Below are 13879 nucleotides of genomic sequence, written 5' to 3' on the forward strand. Positions count from 1 at the left end.
ACGATAATTCGGTCAGCTTTTTATAGTGAAGCAAGCCGAAATCAGTGAACTGTTTTTCCAAGTTCGTTATTACTTCCGTTTTTTGCCTAAAAGCCTTTAGTTATGCTGCTTCTGAATTATCCGGTATTAACTGGTCGATCAGATCGCGAAAATTGAACTCATATTTTTGCTTATATCTGTTCCAGCCCTTGCGAATAGAGAACCTCGGAATAATTCCTGAAAGAGCAATTTTCATCATGCCTGCAGTGGTTGTATCCGGGCTTCTCCAGGGTATCCGAGAAATATTCAGACATGCCTGATTTTTACAAACGGTTAATAACTGCAATAATGCATAGCCTGCCATTTTCAAATGCATCCATCGAAGCAGTGTTCGCAATTTCTGCTGCCATAAATGGCAACAGCCAAAAGCATGTTTGAGTTGGTGAAACATTGGCTCTACCGGCCATCTCCGGGAATAGGCACGAAGCACCTCCAGTCCCTCAAGTTCCGGATTGGTCGAGATGAATATTCTGCTTTCGGTCAGACCTTTGTCATTTTCAAAGCGACTCCAGACGACGCGTACTTCACGACCTTTAAGGAATCTGGCGCGACAGATCAGGGTACGATAACGTATTTTGCGAAATTTGCCGTACATCCATACTGTTGCTTTTTCTTCCGGCAGTTTCTTAACCTGTTCTGTCGTCATCTTGATGCCGTACTTTTTTGGGCGCCCTCGCTTCTTTACGGTGGGTGCTGGCGGCAAAGCATAGAGGGCCCGATTTGAAGGTATCTGACCAACAACTTCTATGTTCATTTCCAGAGCTGGCTTTATCAGTGTCCAGTTCATATACCAGCAATCGGTTAGCAGGCGTAGCACTCGATCCTTCACTTCATTGCGTACCACCCTGAGCATGGCCACGGCAATTTTCAGTTTGCTGGTGTTACCTGAAGCTGGTGTCGGAAATGAGATCACCGGTATGGCGGTAAATACTTCATCTGCAGCCCGCTCAAATATGATGGCCAGGGAAACCCAACACTGCCCCCAGATGTACGTCGGCCGATTGCGTTTCTTGCTGTGTTGATGATGTGTACGACAAGCAGGGGCTTTGTCGGAAAACCGTTCGATTACCCAGTCATCAAGCCCCAGGACCACAGGTTGATTCTCAGGAGCTTTGGAGCAGACCAGACGGATCAAGTGGCGTGCCAAGTTCTTCCATTGCCACTTGCCCTGAGATAGCCAGTGGTGGTAGCTGCTCCACACACAATGAAAATCAATTGTTAACAACGCCTGTGTAACAAAGCCGTCGGCTGAAAGCATGCAACCGAACAGCAGTTCGCAGAACGTTGGTACTGCAGTTGATGATAGCGCTCCAGCAAGAAAGGTTGTATATGAAGCGAGCTCCCTGAGGATTACTTGATGATCTGAAGTGAGCATGGCAACCATCTCGAATTTCGTCATTGGGGATGGTTGCTTTTAGCAGATTATGCGCCGGAACTATTGTGCTCTTAAAACTCTAAAGTCGAGTTCTTATATTGTTCTGCAAAATATTCCTGAGTGGTTTGTCCTTTCATAACGTCCAACCTTCCGGCTCTATCTGGTTAGCCAATAGTGCTGCCCCGAATACTTCGGCATTGTGCTTTTCTTTCTCCGGGAACTCATAGTTGCAGGCAGCGCATACCCATACCGAAGAGCTCGTCATAAGCCTTGAGAATGGCGTGGTGGTGCCGTAATCCTGATTCAATGGTGCTTTAGCACCATTCAGGCCAGGAAAGCCAGTATGCTTCTTCTGGGCTATCCGGCCCAGCCTAGGAGGCTGTCCGAGAACTAGCTAGTTCTCGTCCAAAAACGCATCAGGCAATCATAATTAGATTGTACGTGCGTTTTGATATTTCCTGAAATTCCAGAGAGCCGCAAAAACTCTTCCCTTTTTTTCTCTAATCTGGGACGGATATTGGAGAAAAACGCGAAAAGCAGGCAGAAAACATCCTCCCACCATGCTGGAAAGGTACTTTCATGTAGCGTGGAGGTGGCTATCAGGATGGTGCCGGGTGTCTGGCCAGAATCACCAGGTTGTAACAGACCACCGATAACCAGCAATGAGAATCAAAACGCTCAGAACCCTTGCAGTGGCAACGTGATAGCCCAAAACATCTCTTTAGCCACGAAATTCCCGCTTCAATACCTGCCCGGAAGCGAAAGAGCGTTTTATACACATACTGACTTTTAGTCATCTCTTCGACTTCAAGTCCGCGCTTCTTATTAAAAGCTACATCGCTGATTCCCATGGCCTTGGCTTTTTCCAAATTAGCGCGACACGCGTATCCGCCGTCACCGCTTGTCTGGCGAGGTACACGACCATAAATTTCTTTTTGTCTTTCCATCATCGGAATGAATTGGTCCGAATCCGCTGGGTTACCTTCCTCAATAACCAGGTCCAGGATCAATCGACTTTTTCCCTGAACCAGGTTCAGTTTATGGCCATACTGTACTTGCCGCCTGTCTTTTACGATGATATCCGTATGGGGTTCATACAGGCTAACCACTTTTTCCTGGGCTGGCACCTTTTCACCCTTAAAGACCCTGCGCTCTGTCTGGGAGACTATTGCATCCACCAGGGGTAACAGGTGATCCACATCGGCCTGCCACTTGTCGGCATCATCAGCCAGGAGACACTGCCCCTGCTGACGGGCGTTTGCTAGCGTGACAGTAGCTTCGATGTAACTGTTCAGCACCCCCACATAAATCTGGAATTTTCTGATTTTTATACCATCCTCTTAAGCACCATTTTTCCACAATATTCGCCAGCATGATTCCAGAACTACCCGCAACTATGTCGGCTGAGATTCTCTTGAAAGAGAATGCAGAGCTGCGGATGAGAGTTGCCTGTCTGGAAGAGCGATGTCGAGAATTGGAAGAAAAGGTTGGCAAGAACAGTCAAAACAGCAGCAAGCCGCCATCGTCTGATGGTTATCAAAAACCTTGTAAAAACAGTAATTCTCCAGATCATTCTGACGACCTTTCCGCAGATAAAGGTACCGATCCATCGGATGAAAAACCCAATCCTAAAAGTCTGAGACAGTCTTCTGGTAATAAAGCCGGTGGAAAGAAAGGGCATCAGGGCACTTGTCTTAAACAGGTCGATATCCCTGACTATATTGAGTACCTTCCGGTTAAAGAATGCAATAAATGTCAGGCGTCTCTTCTTGATAGTGAGCCGGTCAAATATATTGAACGACAGGTGTTTGAACCAGGGAGACCGGGTGAATTTGAAGTAACGGCCCATAGAGCTGAAGTAAAAATCTGCACTTGTGGTTGTCGGAATCAGGCTGAATTCCCGGAAGGTGTTACCGCTGCCGCACAATATGGCTCAGCCACACAGGCTATGGCCGTCTATCTTAACCAATACCATTTCCTGCCTTTTAAGCGCGTGTCAGAGTATTTTAATACTCTCTATAAAATGAGTGTAAGTGCAGGCACTGTCGCCAATTTTGTGGCCAGAACCTATGAAAATCTGGCTTCTACTGAAGAGGTTATTCGTGACGCCTTGCGGGAATCGTCTGTTGCCGGAGCCGATGAAACGGGTATGCGGGCCGAGGGCTCTTTGCACTGGCTACACGTTATGCGGGATGAACAATGGACGCTCTACTACTTGTCTGAAAAGCGAGGTCGTGAGGCCATGGACACGATGGGCATACTGCTAACATTTGCAGGCGTTCTGGTTCATGATCATTGGAAATCCTATTTTGCATATGCGGCAACTCACGTACTTTGCAATGCCCATCACCTGAGGGAGCTTTTGGGTGTTGTTGATAGGGACAGCAATCAACTGGCGTTGCGATTGATGAAGCTACTGAGGCTTTCCTGGCATTACTGCAAGGGCTTTAAGACCATAGGTATGCTACAGATGCCAAGTGTTGTCTGTGAACGAATCGAGAAGATTTATGACCGGTTGCTTCAGCGGGCTCTAATGAAAGAAGTCGTCTATATGGAGAAGCAACGAGAGGAGCTTAAGCGCAAGAAAGTCAAGAATACTAAAGCTTACAATCTCTTCAAACGACTCACTGAGTTCAAGGCTGAGACACTGCGCTTCATGTCAGATTTTACCATTCCCTTCGATAACAATGGCAGTGAGCGGGATGTTCGAATGGCCAAGTTAAAGCAGAAAATCTCAGGCTGCTTCAGGAGTGCAGACGGTGGTTCTATGTTTGCACGGATTCGCAGCTATTTGTCGTCTGCCAGAAAACAGGGAATGGACATATATCAATCACTTCATAGAGCTGTTCGGAATTACTGTAATATGCCTTTGCTCAGTGCTGAATAGTTACGCTTCGATAAGTACCTTCCGGGATTTTCGGGTCAACTGCAGCAGTTTTTTATAATGCTGATGCCGCTCTTCTTTGCCAGCGTAGATGCATTTTCTGGCCGCATCTTTTACGGCTCGGTTGTGATGGGTATATTCATAAAGCGGTGTCGCTGTCAGTGTTTGTCCCCGTTCCAGCAGCCGACAAATTTCTTCCTGATTACCACTGATCGTACGTCATGACACAGGGAAAGATAATTTAAGAATATACGTGCAGCTTTTCATTCTTTATGTCTATAACCCGGTAAAGAAATAATAGAACCTCTCCAGTATTACCGGTGGAGCAGGCATCATGACGGCTTGTTCTCCAGATTATCAACTAAATTCGGTTTCATAACCGCTCCGAACAAGCAAAGACCCACATCATCATTCGAAATAATGATATTAATACGTCAACTGACTTTCAATTATCGGTTGATGGCTAACCCGGTTTCCACTGGACGTCTGGCAGTTTGAGAAGTCGATCCGGCATCGGTGCTGTATTGACTGCAGCCCGACCTAGCCTTGAGATCATTGAAGGCATATCAAAACGCCGGTTAAACCGATAGTTGAACTCTGATAGATAACGGCCCAGATGCTTGGGGTCGAGCTTATGGTAAGTACCGGTAATCGCTGTTTTCACGTTTCCCAGCATGGTATTTACCCAGGTGAACAACTCATTCTCCATGGATGCATGCCCACCACCGGTAATGATGGCTGTGTGCTGGCATCCGGCATCTTCAATACCCCGGAAACAGGACAAGCCATCGCTGACGGCCCGGACACCCTTTTTCAGGGCATGTTCTGCCCACTCCTGAATGGTTTTTCGCCGGAAGTTATCAACGGCATTGAACTTCATGTAGATAGGGTGGTTATCAGCATCTGTCTGAACTGCGGCCACGAAGGGGGCTTTGTTCTCTGAGCCTCTGCCCCGGCGGCCTCCGTGGCGCTCTCCGCCCCAATAGGCGTCATCAATCTGAACAAAACCACTCAACTGCCAGCTGTTATCTCTTTCCATCATGACCTGCATGAGTTTGTGTTTCATGCGCAATGCGGCATTGTAGGAAATGCCAAGTTGTCGATGAAGCGTCAGGCAAGAAATCCCCGCTTTATTCTGGGTGACGAGATAGATACCCAGAAACCAGGTAGCTAGAGGCAGCTTTGTTGAGTCAAAGATAGTGTTACTGGTAAGCGAGGTTTGGCAACGGCAGCAATTGCACTGGAATTCAGCTTTCCGGTGAAGCTTGCAGAAACTGCGGGAGCCACACTTCGGGCATTGGAAGCCATCTGGCCAGCGCCAAGAGGACAGCGCGTTCTCACACTGCTCTTCACTGCCGTAATTAGCCAGAAATTGCATAATGCCAAGGCCTTTTTGGAACTGAATGGTGTTTTTACACATCAGTTTTACCTCCAAAACACATGACTATCGACGTTTATTATAGCAGCTGGCTCACGACGTAGGGTCGGTGGTAATCAGGAATTTCTTTAACGGAACTGGCTAAAAGATCACTGTCGCAAGGAGGTTTGATATCCGATTCGGTGACTGTGCTGTCAATAGCCACAGTGCGCCCTTTTTCAATACCCTGATCTTTAGCGGTCATTAGCTGACAGTTATTAATCCGTTCCCATGTAGATGCAGTAAGAAGGCTGATGAGCCCATGCAAACTGGAGCGACTGGGGCGCTGGTTTGGTTCGAGGCGACAAAAGTCTCGAAAGAGCATGGAGTCCATCAAAACAAACGACAAGTAGTCATAATCACAATTCAAATACTGTTTCAGGAGTGCCGCACGAAGAACGGATTCTGCTGATAGTCCGTTCCGCCCAGTGTTCTGTTTATCACCAGAACTTAAGTCCTCATAAATCCAGTCATTGAACTGTGGATGGGCGTCAAGCCATTGCGAGATACCGGAAAGCTGGGAGCAGATTTCATGAGGTACGTAATGGAGTTCCATACTACACTGCGGGTTGCGTTTTTTGCGCATTTGGAGTCCTCTGTTTTTGGCAATCCCTTATGTTTCTTGCTCTTGGGAAGTTTAGTCGCCAGATAGCAGTAGGGCTCCACTTAATTTTTCAGGATAAAATCTACAGTTTTCAATTGGTTGTGTTTTTGGACGAGAACTAGCTATTGAAAAAACGAAAGCTTCAGCATTTTCTTGGCTGATCAAATATTGACCTAAATTTAGCCTGTTTTGGGGTAAAAATTGCGTTTTTTACCCTTTTGCTTGCCTTTATGCTGCCATTTTAAGCCTTTTTGCTTCTTCAAGACGGATTGATCCCGTTGAAACCGATTTGACAATTTTTTTGAAATTATAAGCACTGCAGACCAGTGAAAATTCTCCAGCCACTTTTTCCTTACCCCGGACACTGAACCCTCTGAATCCTGAGTTCTTGATTTGGCCAAAAGGCGGTTCCGCAATCACCTTGCGACGCTCATAAACCGCTTTGGCCTCTTTGGTTTCCATTTTGCGGTTCATCGCCTGGCGTATGGCTTCGTGGCGGTCTGTGCGAATCACTTTCCCCGGGTCTTTGTTGTCACCACTGCACCTTTTACGTAACGGGCAATCCCGGCAGATATCTTTACTGACGCGGTAGCTTTTGTGTTTTGCTTTGCTAGCCGTGTTATAAATCAGCTTCTCACCGGCAGGGCAGGTAAAGCTGTCGTCTGCTTCATGGTAAATAAAATCCGCTTTGACAAACTTTCTGTCAGAGTCTTCCAGTCCCTCTGTTGCAGGCTTCTCCTGTCGATCCGTAGCCATGTAAGCGTCAATGTTCGCATCATCAAACGCTTGCAGGTTGGGCCCTGAGTAATAGCCATTATCCTCACTCATTTTGCCAATGGACGCGTTATCTGTTGCTTCTGCAATGGCTTCAAGTGCAGGCTTTACTTCCTGCTTGTCATTGGCATGCTGGCTGATGTGCTGGCCAACAATGATACCATTATCGCTGTCGACGCTGATCTGGGCGTTATAACTGTACTGATAGCCACTGCCTTTTTTACCCATGATCCTGGCATCATGATCAGCAAAGCTGATTTGCTTTTTGTCGTCTATCGGCTTATCGGGATTCAGGGCCTGTTCCCGTTCTTCAAGCGCTTTTTTGGCCTCCTGGATTTTCTCTAACCGTTCCTGCTTGAATTGCAAGTCTTCAGGAATGCTGTAGCCAGTCTCCTGCTGATAAGCATCGTCCTCTTCACTGTCACTGGTTTCGGCTTTTTTAATCAGGGCCTCAACTTCAGCCATTAATTCAGCTTCTTTGGCCTTAAGTCGTGCGTAGCTCATGGCCTTATGCTTTGATGAGTCGGCTTTGAATTTGGAACCATCAAGAGCGATGTGGCCCAGCGAGGCCATCTGTAGTTCCCGGGCGAGCAGCACGCTCTGTTTGAAACTGCTTTTAAAAAAGGTGGCCTGGTTTTTACGAAAGTCACTGAGCACCCGGAAATTTGGGCAGTGCTGTTTGGCGATATACATGAAAGCCAAGTCCTGATTGCAGCGCCGTTCAATCTCCCTGGAGCTGAACACACCATGGCTATAGGCATAGATCAGGATCGATATAATCAGTCGTGGGTGGTAGGCATTCTGGCCAAGATGGTGATACTGCTTTTCCACTTCAGAGGTGTCGATATGCTTGAAGATATCTTCAAAAACGAAGCAATCATGATCTGGTGGCAGCAGGTCGCAGATGTTCGATGGGAACATCAGGTGCTGGTCAAAATCAGCAGGGTTATCTTTGAATTTGATTGATGACATCCGTTTCGGCAACAATAAAGTGGGCAGAAGATGCCTGATTATACTTAATCAGGCTATTCTCGGACAGCCTCCTAGAGACCAAGGCATGATATACAGCATGGCAACTCTGTTTTATTCACACATTAATCTGGCAGAGAGCCCATAGTTTTCTCCAACAAATCATGAGGAAGTAGTCAGTCCTAAGCCTTGGATACCAAGAAACAGAACGACGGAACTATTTATTGACTAGATGGTCAAAGAGTGCGCGAAAGTAAAGTTCCACCTGCCTATGTTGTTAGGTAGGAAATTCTGTCCGGAGATGTACAGAGTCAAAAGAGCGCACTTCTAGTTTCGTTGATTGTTCAAATCCATAAATTATTAATGAGAATAAACACTATGCACGAATTAACAATAATAAACGGACCCGCATTCACTGCGAGCATTTCGACCAATGCAACATCTCAAACAGAGACTTGTGAGCCCGTCACCTTTACTGGTGCAACCAATAGCAGAACGCTGTGTACTTCAAACTCCGAGGTTCCGACGTTTATTCCACCTGCCGATCATACTTCGCAAAGGCAGTCAGACTTTACAGGTCCAAAAAAGACTCGGTTCGGAAGAAAAATCAAAGCTGCTAAATTTAGCCATGGAGGCTCAATCACTGCCAAAAATAATGATGAGTCAGCCTTTAAACCAGATGGTGTTCCGTCTATTAAAGGCGGCATACACGGAATAACCGGCTTGGGTAGTTCAATTAAATCAGGAACAGTGAGTAACAAAGGTGATCGGTCATTTGAGAAATTTGGTGAGCAAATCAAGCGTCATAACCAATCGGTATCACCACAAGTGAAATCGTGCAAGCAGCATAAAATTGAAGAAACAATGCTTGGCTCTGATGCTCTGGAGTTGTCACCTCAGGAGGCAGCCAAGCATTTCCTGAATACCATTAATAATCTAGCCAAGAACCATAGTTTATCCATCGAAAGAGTAATCGATTATAAAAAAATAAAGAGTCCCGGGAATTTATATATTTCATGTACCCCCATTACCACCAAGCAAAACATTAAAGAAATATTTGTGGATTTTATATTGTTTATGGAAGGTATGTTAAAAGATCAGCGATTCAATTTTAGAGATGATGTCGGTAAATATCGTCATGAACAAACAATTACTGATAAACGGGTCAATGAAATAGATACATTACTATCAGAGATGTTTGCTCTTCAAAAAAACTAAGCTTTCAAAAGAACGAGATTTAGACAATCCATATTATTATCTTGGAGAATTATTATCTGATTACCTTTTTAAGAATTATACGGATTTAGATGATAGACGTTATAAAATAATCGGGCGTGAAGCATTTGAATTTTTTGGAAAGATTCTTTTTGGGAATGGCCTTTTTTCAGAATTTGATCATTTTATGACTTTTTTTGATAGCCACAAGATATATTGATACGATTGAAGAACTCGAATTTGGTGATGGCTACAAATGCAGAAGTTTAATTATGGCCATCCTGAGAAGTAACAAGAAACTTAGAATGGCTTTTAATCAGAGTGTCATGGAGCCGGAATTCTATAAACACTGGTTTGAGACCCTCAATGATATGTTTGTAGAAAAATCAGATTCAGTTGGACAGGTTACAGCACTTGACCACTTCGTTGATCTAAAATTTGGTGAAGAGTTGGAATATGATTTCAAAAAAAAATTATGGGGTGGGGCGCATGCTTATGTTCAGAAATTTGAAGGTCATATGAGAAAATTAGGCGCTAATCAGACACCTTGTCTTCGTGGCCTTACTTTTGATGGCCATTTCCATGTAATCCCTTTTATAGATTCTAATCGATGGCTTGAGATGAATTGTACACCATACCATGATGGTGAGTCTGGTGCAGACTATTGTCTGGAAAAAGTCTTTGAATCGGTTAATGCAATGATTCACCTTGGGCTTATAGATTATTCCTCCGGTCACAAGCATGTGGATGCACTATCTGCTACGCGTGGTAATCCCGCCGTTCTACTGGAATTACAAAGGGAGATTGAGAGCAATCCCTACCTAAGCAGGGCATTTGGTAATAATGACAAAATTATCAAAAATAATGAGAGTCAGTGGTATAAGTTGTTTTCTGATAATTCTGATATGAAAGAATTAGCCATTGAACGGATAAATTTGATGATTACTTCGTATAATGAAAAATTAGCTGATTCCCATCATGAAGAAGTGAATAGCTATCGGCTCACAGATTCAGAAAAACTGGACAAGCTTAAACAGTTTTCAGAAATATATAGCCATTATGTGCAGATGTCTCCCTTGCAACAAATTTATGGTCGTGTGGGTGATGTGTTTACAAATAAATTTATGGCTATAGGTTTATTGCATATTCTGGGAACTGAGGCAGTCGAACCTTATTCCACAATAGAGTTTCGCTTTTTCCGTTGTCCTGAAAGTATACAAGAGTTGAAACTGATTAATCAGTTTTTAAAAGCCTGGTTCGAATATATCCATAACCGTCGAATAAAAGGTGAGCCGATTCAGTATGTACCTGACGATGTTAAAGACAGCAAAGATTATACAGCTAAAGAAGTTCGTCATCAAACCGCTCAATACTTGCACAAACTGGGATTGAATCCCGATGACTATCATAGTTTTCTGAATAAAGTATCAGCAGAGATGCCTGAGACTTAAGCATTGCACTTAGGGTGGACATTAAGCTTACCTCCCGGCTATGTTCCCTTTAGTGGTTGGCGTTGTTTTTTTCTTCATACCTTGGAGTAATAAGTACTTAGATTTATTATAGGTACTTGAGAAAAACCAACAGAGCATAGGGCTTGGGAAGAGCAGTGAAAGACCTTGCTCAGTGGATTTCTTAGCTGGCAATGGCTGATATTTAATTTTAATAGCGTTTCAGTATTTCTGTTTAATACCTGAATATCTACAGCTATTAAAACTACCACCAACCATTAAAGGGAACTTAGCCTTACCTCCCCATTGATAATGGGTTTTGAATGGAACCACAAAGGTCACAAAGAGTATAAAGAAGAAATTGCCTTTTCCCTTTTCGAGGTGGTAACAAGCACTAAACTCGTTGCCCGACTCGACTCTGAAGTGCTTTCCCGACTTTATGCTACTGAAGCCATCGATGTGTTTTTTGGTAGACTTTCCAAGCTTGCGTGGTTTCATAACTGAACGACTCTGGTAACCTGATATCAGGCTAAACCAGAGCCGTGGGTTTACAAGTTATGGTGAAAAAACCTTTTCATTTTACGCTCTTTTGATTTTCACTATATGCGGTGGATTTACAACTTATTCATCAACCGACAAATCAATTGTCGCTACTACCACGATTTGGTTGCATCGACATCAATATAAGCAAGTAAGGCTAAGTTACCGTTAATGGTTGGAAGCACCAATGTTCAGTAATTCTGCTGATCAACCGGCCAACAGTTAATTTTTTTGCTGCCGTCAGTTCTCGCCTCCAGGCCAGATAATGGGGAAGGTAACGAGTTGCAACCCCTTGGAATACGCCGCCAATCCAGCGTTTTAAATGACTGTGATAAGAATTTACAGTCTGGATGTGGTAGATGCCTTCAACAACATGTTGACCTGCTGATGTCACCAGCTCCTTGAAGACAAATCCAAGCTTGTCAGCAAGTTTTTCGTGAGCGAGGTGTGCATCCGCACAGACCGTGGCCTGTATCGATATGCGGCCATTTAAATGCCTGCACAATTCATTAGCACTTTCGTTTTCTAATACACCGTCAACGGTATTTCGATTACGGTCCCGAGCCACCATTACCGGGACTTTTCGGGCTTTGTTGGGATCATTACCCCGCTTTCGGGTTGGCCGTGGAAGGCCTTCTCTTTGCCCTTTGAAGGATTCACGGAAAAATGTTTCATCAAGCTCAGTAATGCCACAAAGCTCTTCTGCTTGATCATTATTAATCACTTCAAGAAAGCGGTGACGCCAGCGGAACGCAGTTTTCAAGTCAATGGCATTCTCAGCAGCAGCTGGTCGCAAGACCATAGAGTGAGTCATACCTGCGAGGTACTTGTTCCATTTTTCAGGGTGCCTGAGCCTTGCCAAAGGCGTTCCACTAAAGGCGTTAAACGTTGAGTCGCAAGTCTTGCAGTGGTAGCGCTGTCGGCCATTTCGTATGCCCCAGCGACCAACGCTATGGCTTTTGCATTTGGGGCACCTGGGGTTTTCGGCAAATTGGGCAAGTATGCTCTTTTCTACGTCAGGTGTTGCATTATCGTTATTGGGTATAGATTCACTGTAAACAGGTTCAGAGTCAGTGGTTTCTACTACCTCGGTAACCTCTATTTGAGTACTAAGGAGCGAGTTGTTAAGAATGTCTCGCTGTTCACTGGTTAATGTTGAAATGGAATCAATAAAATTCTGGAAGAGTTCAGATTGCATATCACTCCCCTACAACGTAGATTTTATGGGAGTTTAGCTGATTCAACCATTAACGGTAACTTAGCCAGCAAGTAACGTTATCACTCCGGGCGTTTAAGAGTTGCCGGTGAACTCCGGGTATGCCTCCATACCGCATTCAGTAAGGTCAGCCCCTTCGTACTCTTCCTCTTCAGAGATACGCAGACCCATGATCACCTTGATCACACCCCAGACGACCAGAGAGGTACCAAACACCCAGGCGAAGATACTGGCAATACCCAGCAGCTGTATCTCGAACCTGGCCGCTTCATTGGTCAGAGGGACAGCCAGCAGACCCCAGACACCCACAACACCGTGAACAGAGATAGCACCTACTGGATCATCAATGCGCAGTTTGTCGAGTGCAACGATAGAGAAGACAACCAGGGCTCCACCGATGGCACCAATCAGCGTTGCACCTTGGGCAGTTGGTGTCAGAGGTTCAGCGGTAATAGCAACCAGACCAGCCAGAGCACCGTTCAGGGCCATGGTCAGGTCAGCCTTGCCAAACAGCAGTCTGGCAACGATCAGGGCGGCAATGACACCACCGGCTGCGCCAGCATTGGTGTTGACAAAGATCTGGGCAACCGCGTTGGCATTTTCAACATCGGCAATCTTTAGCTGAGAACCACCGTTAAAGCCGAACCAGCCCAGCCAGAGGATAAAGGTACCCAGAGTGGCCAGAGGCAGGTTAGCACCGGGAATGGCATTAACAGCGCCGTTCGAGGCATACTTGCCTTTACGGGCACCCAGCAGCAGGACACCAGCCAGGGCGGCAGAAGCCCCGGCCATGTGAACCACACCGGAACCGGCAAAGTCCTGGAAGCCAGCCTCGTTCAGGAAGCCTCCACCCCACTTCCAGAAGCCCTGTACGGGGTAGATGAAGCCAGTCATAAAGACCGCAAACAGCAGGAAGGCCCACAATTTCATACGCTCAGCAACCGCACCGGAAACGATGGACATGGCGGTCGCCACGAAGACCACCTGGAAGAAGAAGTCAGAGCGCAGAGAGTAGTACGGTGCGTCATCTCCACCGGCAACCACCGACTCGACGCTGTTCTCGGTACCCAGCAATGTGCCGAACAGGGGCATAATGCCTCCTTCATTGGCACCCGGATACATGATCTGGTAACCGCACAGCAGGTACATGGTGCAGGCAATGGCAAACAGGGAAATATTTTTGGTCAGAATTTCCACGGTGTTCTTTGAGCGCACCAAACCGGCTTCAAGCATGGCAAAGCCTGCGGCCATCCACATGACCAGTGCACCACACATCAGAAAATAAAAAGTATCGAGCGCATACGACAGCTGATTTATATCGTCCACGGGACCCCTCCCAGTATAATTTACATCTTCTTATCTTTTTTTCTCAGCTCATGGCTGTTCTTAGCTCATGGC

13 protein-coding genes are annotated in these 13879 nt (G+C 45.6%); 4 read left to right on the plus strand and 9 right to left on the minus strand.

Features of this window, described 5'->3' with window-relative positions; all coding sequences use genetic code 11:
* Nucleotides 1-100: 100 nt before the first annotated feature.
* From MJO57_RS08055 to MJO57_RS08065, 4 genes are all read right to left on the minus strand, one after another.
* Nucleotides 101-1438, minus strand: coding sequence for a transposase (locus MJO57_RS08055; RefSeq protein WP_252017304.1), 1338 nt, complete (start codon nt 1436-1438; stop codon nt 101-103).
* A gap of 109 nt (nt 1439-1547) precedes the next feature.
* A complete protein-coding gene (locus tag MJO57_RS32675; protein ID WP_256493253.1) occupies nt 1548-1679 on the minus strand; it encodes a hypothetical protein in 132 nt (43 codons plus the stop codon).
* 334 nt (nt 1680-2013) lie between these two features.
* Complete coding sequence (locus MJO57_RS08060) at nt 2014-2709, minus strand: transposase (RefSeq protein ID WP_371924871.1); 696 nt, start codon at nt 2707-2709, stop codon at nt 2014-2016.
* Nucleotides 2639-2788 carry a hypothetical protein gene (locus MJO57_RS08065; RefSeq protein WP_252024334.1) on the minus strand — a complete coding sequence of 50 codons (150 nt, stop codon included), beginning with the start codon at nt 2786-2788 and terminating at the stop codon, nt 2639-2641. The genes MJO57_RS08060 and MJO57_RS08065 overlap by 71 nt, the downstream gene beginning before the upstream one ends.
* Here MJO57_RS08065 and MJO57_RS08070 point away from each other — a divergent pair.
* On the plus strand, nt 2787-4301 hold the full coding sequence (locus MJO57_RS08070; protein WP_252017330.1) for an IS66 family transposase: 1515 nt from the start codon (nt 2787-2789) through the stop codon (nt 4299-4301). The two genes, MJO57_RS08065 and MJO57_RS08070, sit on opposite strands and share 2 nt — an antisense overlap.
* A 460-nt stretch (nt 4302-4761) precedes the next feature.
* Here the strand turns inward: MJO57_RS08070 and MJO57_RS08075 are convergent, their stop codons facing one another.
* The 3 genes from MJO57_RS08075 to MJO57_RS08085 form a co-directional block, all read right to left on the minus strand.
* Nucleotides 4762-5718 (minus strand): IS1595 family transposase, encoded by a 957-nt coding sequence (locus tag MJO57_RS08075; RefSeq protein ID WP_252017306.1) that lies wholly within the window; start codon nt 5716-5718, stop codon nt 4762-4764.
* A gap of 37 nt (nt 5719-5755) precedes the next feature.
* Nucleotides 5756-6301 (minus strand): hypothetical protein, encoded by a 546-nt coding sequence (locus MJO57_RS08080; protein ID WP_252024335.1) that lies wholly within the window; start codon nt 6299-6301, stop codon nt 5756-5758.
* Nucleotides 6302-6547: 246 nt separating this feature from the next.
* The gene (locus MJO57_RS08085; protein ID WP_252024336.1) at nt 6548-8065 is read right to left on the minus strand and encodes an IS1182 family transposase; all 1518 of its coding nucleotides are present in this window, start codon (nt 8063-8065) and stop codon (nt 6548-6550) included.
* A gap of 375 nt (nt 8066-8440) precedes the next feature.
* Between MJO57_RS08085 and MJO57_RS08090 the strand changes: the two genes are divergently transcribed.
* The 3 genes from MJO57_RS08090 to MJO57_RS08100 all read left to right on the plus strand — a co-directional run bounded on the left by MJO57_RS08090 (nt 8441) and on the right by MJO57_RS08100 (nt 11229).
* Complete coding sequence (locus MJO57_RS08090) at nt 8441-9280, plus strand: hypothetical protein (RefSeq protein WP_252024337.1); 840 nt, start codon at nt 8441-8443, stop codon at nt 9278-9280.
* A 302-nt stretch (nt 9281-9582) separates the two neighbouring features.
* On the plus strand, nt 9583-10728 hold the full coding sequence (locus tag MJO57_RS08095; RefSeq protein ID WP_252024339.1) for a hypothetical protein: 1146 nt from the start codon (nt 9583-9585) through the stop codon (nt 10726-10728).
* Between the two features lie 309 nt (nt 10729-11037).
* A complete protein-coding gene (locus MJO57_RS08100) occupies nt 11038-11229 on the plus strand; it encodes a hypothetical protein (RefSeq protein WP_252024340.1) in 192 nt (63 codons plus the stop codon).
* A gap of 193 nt (nt 11230-11422) precedes the next feature.
* Here MJO57_RS08100 and MJO57_RS08105 read toward each other — a convergent pair whose 3' ends face one another.
* Nucleotides 11423-12463, minus strand: a complete 1041-nt coding sequence (locus MJO57_RS08105) for an IS1595 family transposase (RefSeq protein WP_252017335.1) — start codon at nt 12461-12463, stop codon at nt 11423-11425.
* Nucleotides 12464-12556: 93 nt separating this feature from the next.
* Nucleotides 12557-13807, minus strand: coding sequence for an ammonium transporter (locus MJO57_RS08110; RefSeq protein ID WP_252024341.1), 1251 nt, complete (start codon nt 13805-13807; stop codon nt 12557-12559).
* Nucleotides 13808-13879 lie beyond the last annotated feature (72 nt).

The sequence above is a fragment of the Endozoicomonas sp. SCSIO W0465 genome (assembly GCF_023716865.1).
Lineage (GTDB): Bacteria > Pseudomonadota > Gammaproteobacteria > Pseudomonadales > Endozoicomonadaceae > Endozoicomonas.